Below are 8522 nucleotides of genomic sequence, written 5' to 3'. Positions count from 1 at the left end.
TCATGAGAGTTTTTAGCCACTCTTACTTTATTATCTACTCCTACATTTAAGGTATTGCTTAATCCTACTATGGTATCTTTAGATAAGCCTACATTAGTTAAGTATTCTCCTCCTACATTGACATTTTTAGCTAAGTCTATGATTTGAGTATGAATCTTTTTAATCCTTTCATTATAAATTCCATCCACTATAGAATCTTTATCATTTAAGATTCTTTGAGTGAAATTATGCTGGACTAATTCATCATAATCCTTTTGGGCTTTTAAATAAATTTGTTCTTTATCTTTTATATTTGAGAGGGTAAGTTCAATGGCCTTGTTTTGTATAGTTTAAATCTTTAGTCATTTTAACACTAAATGTGTTATTCCTTGTGTTGTTTTAAATGCAGGTGCGCTAAAATAAGCAAATAAGATTAATTGATATTTTTCATTCATATTATAAAGTTTATTCCTATCATCTTGTGAAAGCATAGAAGTATTAAAGGTTATATCATTTCCTTGAAGATTTTCTAAAATTTTAATTTTAGATTGATTACATTCTAATTCCTCTTCTTTTTTTATACAATATGCCCATTTAATTGCCTCATCGAAGAAAAATTTCTCCTCATTATTTAAGTAAGCTCTAACAAAAATAGTTTTATTGTAAGGGATTTTATCAGTAGTATTTTGCTGTTCTTTTTCTTTATAAGCTTTCAAATTTGTGATATATAAATTCTTTCTTGAATTTTTTATTTGTTTTTCATACCCATTTGTCTCAGTATCTAAATAAAGATTTTATCCAAAATCTTGCATGCTTACTTTATTTGTAAAAGTATAATAACCTCCTTGCTTATCTGCAGAACTTAAAGAGACTATTGCCACATTTCCAATTTTATGTATTTGACTTGTGCTAAAGCCTTCTAAGGTTTTTGTAGCTATAATACATTTTGTAGCCCTTTTTAAAAAAGAAGAGTTTTCATCTAAAATTAAATCAATCTTGAAACTGCTCTTATAAATGCCTTCTTGATACTCTAACTTTAAACTTTCATAAATCCTTCTATTCTCACAATTATGAAGAAATACTTTAGTGATGGTTTCATGATTATTTCCATTTTTATCTAAAATCTTAAGATTATTGAGTGTTAATTCAAAATTTCCCCTCTATGCAATAAAATCTCTTCGCTACTATATCTTTCTAGTTTTAAATAGATTTTTAGCATCTTTGAAGCTTTATCTTGTAAAATTTTAAATTGATTTTCTTTAGCAAAACTGTATAATTCTATAGCATTTTCTTCATTGCTAGTAAGAGCAACTTTTAAAATCCCATCGTTTTTATTAATAAAATATGATATATTGTTTTTTACTGTTTTAAAGTATATTTCATTTTCTTTTTTTAAAATAAGTTCTTCTTGGGTGCTACAAGAAAAAGCTTGTGGATTAATTGCTTGTTGTTCTTCTTGTGTTGGATCATATTTTAAATACATTAGCTCACATTGATCTTCTATCAATTTAGTGCAATCTATTTTTGCTTTTGCTCCTATAAGTAGGGTAATAAAAGTATTTTTAGGTTGTTTTATTTGTATAATAGATGGAGTAGGATTTGGATAGAGTATAAGAATATTATGGGGTGTATTTGCTTCTAGTTTTTCAAACTTTTGTCTTAAAGTTTTATTAAGCAAGGCAACATTATCCAATTTATTAGCACCTAAATTCTCACAATAATTAGCAATACAATAAATATTATCTAAGCTAAAATTTTTTTGAGTGAGGGTGTTTAGGTAATCTAAATGAGGCTTAAGGATGGTAGTGATGTATTCATATGTAAATTTAAAATGCTTATCAAGATCTCTATTTTTAGAATCATTCTTAAATATCTGAATATTTTCTTGAGTTAAATTTCTTGCTTCATATTCTTCTATATGCTTGTAAATTATTTTTTTATTAAATGTGACAATATTGAGACACTGAAATATTTCTAAAATATTCTCAAAAGATATTCCATTATATAATTTAAAGATTTCCGACTCCCACCATCTCCTTTTTGTAAGTCCCAATAATTCTCTCCCGTTTGAAGTGTTGGTTGTATATCGCAAATAAAACCAAATTAAAAACCTATTTTGTTGCCTAACGGCTCCTAGAAGTAATTCTCCATAATAATTATAAGCCCTAGATACCAAAGCGATTCTTTCATAAGATTTTGAAATTTTATTTTCATATGATTGCAGTGTTAGGGAAAATAATTTATAGGCATTATCTTGTGTTTTTAAATCAAGACTAAGTATTGTTAGTTTTTCTAGTTTTTCAATTGCTTGTGTTGTAGTAATTGCATTAGTTCGCAGTTTTTCTAAAATGTCTTTTTCTTCATTAGATATTTGCCAATTATCCCCAAAAATATTTTTATATAAACAAGTGATGGTATTTAGAGAATTAACTTTTAAATCTAATCCAAAACCAACGGCTATACTTTTACCGCCATCACCATAAGGCTTTAAAAAATTACCACTCTAAAATAAAGAACTTTTTATATCTACTTTAATATTACAAATTAAAACTCCTAAAAGGATCGCATAAGTTTCATCATCTAAAGTTTCAATATTCATTATTATTCCTTTATAAACTCCATAGTCCAATCTGGATTAGTCCCTGCACCACAAGATTTAAAAATAGATAAACTTATATTACAAGATTCTATTGCATTCAAAGGATTTTTTGATCTAAAACCTTTTTGTGTTTTTTGCAAGAGCACTTTGCACATTTTTTCTACATTATTTTCATCTTTTATTTTTAAATATAAAATTGCTTGATTTGGAGAAAGTATTTTTAAGTGCAATAATTTATCATATTTGTGTATTTTGCAAGTAGAATATTTATACAAAGATTCATATTCAGCCAAGCAAATTTCATTATTGCACTCTAAAAAGCGAAAAATTTGTTGCCTACTTTTTGATAAATCTATATCTTGCGAATCTATATTTTCAGAAAAACCATATACACCACTCCATTCTTGTATGTTTTGATTTGCAAAAAGTATTTGTATTAAACATAATATCAATATGACTATTTTATTATTCATACATTCTCCTTAAGCAATATATGTTTATAATTTGAATTTTCAAAAGCAATAAGAAGCTTTGCACATTCTTTTTTGTAATCATTTTCATTTAATTTTTTAACATCATAAAGCATTATTGCATTTCCTTTTTATAGATATCTCCCCACTCAAATATCGTTTGGTTGCCACACATTGTGCTACAAAAATAATCGGGTGAATTAAATACTTTCTCATCTCTTATAAGTACAATACCCTGTTGATTTTTCCTAATATAAATTTTACAATTTGCAAAATCCTTATCATCATTTAAAGCTATAGCTTCTTGTTGAGATTTTATCTGTAATTTCAAAGTTATATCGCATTCGTGCATATCATTAAATTCACTTTTATTTAGGATAGCCTCATATCTAGCTTCACAAATATTAAACTTATCACACTTTTTTATTGTAAAGCTCCCCATATAAAGATTTTCTTGTAATGTATAAGTCCCAAGCCACACATTGCCCGTGTGTGCTGTGTAATTTTGCAATTCTCCAACTCTATTTTGCAAAAGCTCTTTTACACATTCTTTAGATTTGCATTGATTTAGGGTTTGAAGCCATAATCGTTGCGATGTTAAAAGCTTATTTTGCTCATTTTTGTTTAGATTCTGTCTTAGTTCTTTATATGTCTTTGCCATATATCTATCAAGTTTTTGCAACTCCCCACTTTCATCATTACAAATCATCTTTTCAACCTTACTTTTTGCTTTAGCACAATCAAAGCTAGGTTTAGCTTCTTCTGGAGATTGAGCATTAGCACTAATGCTTAACATTAAACACAGTCCTAAAACTATTAAAAACTTTTGCATAAGAACTCCTCCTTTAAATAGAAATTAATTTTATTTATTTGTAAGCTTTTAAATTCCTCATAGCTTAAATTTGTTGTCTTAATTGGCATTTAGTTTCCTAATAATTTATTAAGTTTTTTATCTTTTGTAAAAGCTTGATAGAGCTTCTCATAGTATATTTTATATTTTTCTACCGCTTCATCAAATAAATCTGCATTTGCTTCATTAATCCGAACATCTACAAGAAAGTAATTCCACTGCATAATATTGTAAGCCATAAAATCTATAACAATGCTTTGAGTAGTGTTTTCAAAAAAATTGTTAAATAGATTATAATTGGATAAAAACCCTACGTTCATATCGTAGGTTCCATTAGAGTTTTCAATTGGGACAACAAAATCTTTCACTCTTTCATTAAAGCCCCATCTTTCTCTATTAACTCCACTATCTATCATTTTAAAAGCTAAAGTAGCAATCGCTTCTAAATAAATTTGTTTTATGCAATAATTAGACTGACGGTCTTCTTGTTTTTTTGTCTCAAATGGTGCAACAAAATAGCATTGAAATATATTTCTATTACTCATAACAGAGTGATTAAAATATTTCAGTTTTTCTCTTGTTTTTTGCCCCTCTTTTGTATCTTTAGGGATACTCTTTAGTATTGAAAAATAGAGTTTAGAATACAATCTATCAAGTTTTTGTAACTCCCCACTTTTATCATTACAAATCATCTTTTCTACTTTTGTACTTGCTTTAGCACAATCAAAACTAGGTTTGGCTTCTTTTGGGGATTGTGCATTAGCACTAATGGCTAACATTAAACACAATCCTAAAACTATTAAAAACTTTTGCATAAGAACTCCTTTAATTTACTCTGTATTTTTTGTCGCTTCAAACATAATAACTACTCCTCTAGCACAATATCTAAAAATATAGAGCTATATAAAAAGAAATCTAAGCCAAGATTGAAGTGTTTGGGTATCATAATTTGTTTGAAAAAATATTAACATCCATGCAATAGCAACGCACAGGCTACTATGAATACAAAGAGAGAAAATACTCATTGGGATAATCCATAATGAAAATTCGTTTAGAGCTAGATTTGAATGTGATTGCATAAAAAATTTTCTTAAAAAATATACCAAAGGTAAAGAAATACCACAGATATACATTATTAATAACTCCCATTCACAAGTAATGCAGATAATCAAAAATAATAAATAATATGAAAAAAGCCAAGCAATCCAAAAACTTTTTGAACATACAAACCCACAAAAGCTTTGAAATCTTATCAAAAATACTATACATACATAAGATATACCACCAAGAATCAATACAGGCAATGTAAAGACATATGCTAAAAACCCAAATCCATCAGTCATTATCTCGCCTCACTTTTTACTATAATCCTCAATAGATTCTTTGTATCCAAATTATTTGGAATCTTAATATTTTTAAAACCTTTGCTTGTAACTATAAAATCACAACCAAGATTGAAATGTTTCTGTGTTTGTTGGATTTGTATTTGTTGGTAGTCGTGGTTTTGATATATAAGTTTTTGCATTATGGTTTGTCCTTGCCTATCATAGATAAGATTCTATATAGAATCTTAGTAAAAAATGACTTATGATTTTTATAGAGGATATAGCTAAGGAGTAGTGCAATTATACTGGGAAAAACCACAACAAGAACATAAAAAGTTATAGTGCGAATCGCCTCATTTCTCTCATCGATTTTAAGATAATATCTATCACACCATGAGCTGATATAATATCCAATAGCATACATCATTACAAAAGAAAGGATAAGTAGTCCAATCCCAATAAAAAATGAAACGATATATCTGCCTAGTCTCTTTGTAAATGAAATCTTTTGCATATCAAAATAAGTATAGATAATAGCATAGAGTATAAAGGTAAGATGTATAATTTGCAAGATAATGGGGATTAAAAACATTTGAAAAATTTCAAAAAGGCTGATAATAGTTGTATCGACAAATATTACCCACATAGCTAAGTATAACAACGCTGAAGCTCCAATATGTAGAGTAAGATTCACATATTGAGGCTTATATTTATATAATAAAAGCGTCAGACAATAAAGGGGTAGAAAATAGTATGCAATAAGACTAAGCCCATATATAAAAGGCTCATAATCACCACCAGCAAAAAACATCTTACTTCCCCACTATAAAAGCAGTATCTTGCATTTGCGTATGACTAAAATCCATATCCAAAAATGTAGAGCTATATAAAAAGAAATCTAAGCCTAGATTAAAATACTGTTTTGTTTTTAGAAAGTCTGAATTATATAAGGGAAATAAGAATGATTTTGGTGAGGTATATTTAAAATGAAATTTTGTATTTCGGTATTGCATTATCGAATTATATAAATCAAATCCTACCTTCTCATAATCCCATGCCCCAATAGGCTGATCGCTACCATTATTATTAAAATTCACAGTATCAATGATAAAAGCACGCACCTTTTTGCACGCAGCATATAAAGAATGGTAATTATAGAATCTTGTAACTCTCGTGATTTGTATAAGGCTTGGTATATATAAGATATTAAAAGCCCCTGCGATAGAGTATAGAGCAAAATTCTGCTTGTATTTTGGGTTAGAGTGGAATTTATCTAAAACTTCTTTTTCATGTTGTATGGAGTTTTGCAATGAAAATGCATCAAATTTACTTAAGCCTAAATGCGGTAAAAACACATCATTTTTTATATCAAACCTTTGAAAATATAAACTATTATCGATAATATCTGATGGTTTTTGTAAGTCTTTTATAGCTTTATGAGTTTCTGGGAGTGTTTCCTCTTTTTTATATAGCTTAAAGACTTCTGCATTCTTCGTCTTATTCTCTTTCATTGCTTGGATATTGAGTGCCATTGTATATTCTTGTGTGTTTTTAATGTTTTTTATATCTAGTAAAGCATCATTAAGAAAATCTTCGAATTGTTTTTGAAAATCAGATTCTTCTCCAAAAAGCTTTTTGAGATTCATATACTCGCCCTTTAGCTCTTGCATTATAGGAAACTTCATATAAAAACTATCCCAATCTAATTCCGCATAAAATCTTGCTTTATCTCTTGATTTTGTGTTGTCAGTCTTTAATTGTTGCATCTCTACTCTAGGCAATATCTCCTTTACTATTGTTTTCATTGTTTCATTAGGGATAGTATCTATAAAATCTTGTGAAGTAGAGCTTCTAAAGGTTAAATCTTTTAATTCTTTAGCATCACTTGGATTATCATGCCATAATCTTTGACAGATATAGCTTACCCCCCAACCAAGCCTTGAGATTTCATCTTTGTTTGTATGTGCCCTTAGTGTTTCTGCTAGAGTGCAATCAATGGTAATTTGTGGATAATCATTAATTCTTATAAGATAAGAGGCATTATAATTGGGTGTTTCTTTATAAGCAAAGACTAATAGTGTTTTTTGCTCTTGTGTGTCTTTAGGGTTTGGTAGTTGCAAACTAAGATGTTTTCCACAATAAGCTTTGTTGTTTTCTAAATGTCTATAAATGATAGAAGAAGATAATAGGGCTTTATCTTCTTCTTTTTCAATATAAAAACAATCTTTTAAAATTTCTTCATCAAATAAAGAACTTTCCTTTTTGTCATTAGTTAATTGGTTTTTGTTTAACTTATCTAAGGTGTTTTTATCCTGAATAAAAACATAACCCCATTTAATTTGCTCTTCTTTGATTTTTGCATCCTTATAAATAGCTTCAAATTCTACTATATCACCAAAAGTATAGAAATTACGCACTATTTTTTCATTATTTTCTAAGGTAAATTCTTTGGATTTTAGCCTAATAGAGTTTATAGAGCCTTTATCTGCCTTTCTTTCAAATTTTATTTCACACCAATGCCCATACTCATAACTTCTTAATAAAAATCTATGATTATAGATGGGTTTGTTTTTATAAATACTAGATTGGTTTAAAATTAATTCAAAGCTTTGTGCTTCTTTACTAAAAATTTCACTAGCATTTAAATGAGCTTCCCCCATTCTATTGGTTGTAAAAATAGTCTTGATTTCATTTTTATTGCCCTGTGCTATTTCATAAAGCTTAAATTCTTGATTATGCAGAAGAATATTATTAGAACTTAAAAGCCTAATATTTAAACTATTTTTTTGATTAAGTGCTTCCATTACTCTGCCCTAATCTCTCCACCTTTGACCACAAGCCCATTAGAATCTATCACTACTTCAACTCCACCTGCTTTAATAATCACATAATCTCCCTTAGTAACAATTTGAGTATCGCCTACTTGGTGGAGGATTTGATTGCCTGCTTTTACTTCATAATCTGTTTTTGTTTGCGATAATGAATTATCAGATACAAAGGTATTATTTTTATCTGTTTCAAAGCCCATTGAAGCATTGGTGGTGATTAGTAGATTATTTTTGCTTCTTATAGAAGTCTCTTTTTCTGTTTGGATTTTTAATGTTTCTTTTATATTAATATCATAATGCCCCTCAACCACTTCCTTTTTATTTCCCTTCACATTTCTTGTCTCATCTTTATGAATAATAGTGTTTTGATTAGCACCTATTTCTATATCTTTGTTTTCTCCTACAAACTCATGAGAGTTTTTAGCCACTCTTACTTTATTATCTACTCCTACATTTAAGGTATTGCTTAAT

Annotated in this window: 9 protein-coding genes and 1 pseudogene; all 10 read right to left on the bottom strand. The window is 28.3% G+C overall.

Annotated features, from left to right (window positions below):
* Positions 1-272: bacteriophage T4 gp5 trimerisation domain-containing protein (locus tag AJ936_RS05400; protein ID WP_407918711.1), on the bottom strand; the 272-nt coding region annotated here is incomplete at its 3' end.
* A 69-nt stretch (positions 273-341) separates the two neighbouring features.
* The gene (locus AJ936_RS10590; protein WP_193552365.1) at positions 342-695 is read right to left on the bottom strand and encodes a hypothetical protein; all 354 of its coding nucleotides are present in this window, start codon (positions 693-695) and stop codon (positions 342-344) included.
* Between the two features lie 425 nt (positions 696-1120).
* Positions 1121-2032, bottom strand: a complete 912-nt coding sequence (locus AJ936_RS10585) for a hypothetical protein (protein ID WP_250606943.1) — start codon at positions 2030-2032, stop codon at positions 1121-1123.
* Between the two features lie 548 nt (positions 2033-2580).
* Positions 2581-3051, bottom strand: coding sequence for a hypothetical protein (locus AJ936_RS05385; RefSeq protein WP_250606941.1), 471 nt, complete (start codon positions 3049-3051; stop codon positions 2581-2583).
* Between the two features lie 112 nt (positions 3052-3163).
* On the bottom strand, positions 3164-3880 hold the full coding sequence (locus AJ936_RS10580) for a lysozyme inhibitor LprI family protein (RefSeq protein ID WP_250540919.1): 717 nt from the start codon (positions 3878-3880) through the stop codon (positions 3164-3166).
* 89 nt (positions 3881-3969) lie between these two features.
* Positions 3970-4713 (bottom strand): lysozyme inhibitor LprI family protein, encoded by a 744-nt coding sequence (locus AJ936_RS05375; RefSeq protein WP_070232946.1) that lies wholly within the window; start codon positions 4711-4713, stop codon positions 3970-3972.
* A gap of 84 nt (positions 4714-4797) precedes the next feature.
* Positions 4798-5241 (bottom strand): hypothetical protein, encoded by a 444-nt coding sequence (locus tag AJ936_RS05370; protein ID WP_002789078.1) that lies wholly within the window; start codon positions 5239-5241, stop codon positions 4798-4800.
* Positions 5242-5422: 181 nt separating this feature from the next.
* Positions 5423-6034, bottom strand: a complete 612-nt coding sequence (locus AJ936_RS05360) for a hypothetical protein (RefSeq protein ID WP_002861575.1) — start codon at positions 6032-6034, stop codon at positions 5423-5425.
* Position 6035: 1 nt separating this feature from the next.
* Entirely contained in the window at positions 6036-8027 is a 1992-nt protein-coding gene (locus tag AJ936_RS05355) for a DUF6402 family protein (protein WP_070210693.1), read from the bottom strand.
* Positions 8027-8522: pseudogene (locus AJ936_RS05350) on the bottom strand (VgrG protein); the annotation flags it as partial. The gene AJ936_RS05355 and the pseudogene AJ936_RS05350, both read right to left, overlap by 1 nt.

The sequence above is a fragment of the Campylobacter sp. BCW_6877 genome (assembly GCF_001762445.1).
GTDB classification, from domain to species: Bacteria; Campylobacterota; Campylobacteria; order Campylobacterales; family Campylobacteraceae; genus Campylobacter_D; species Campylobacter_D jejuni.
Note: the sequence above shows the minus strand (reverse complement) of the source record. Positions and strands in the feature narration are given on the sequence as shown.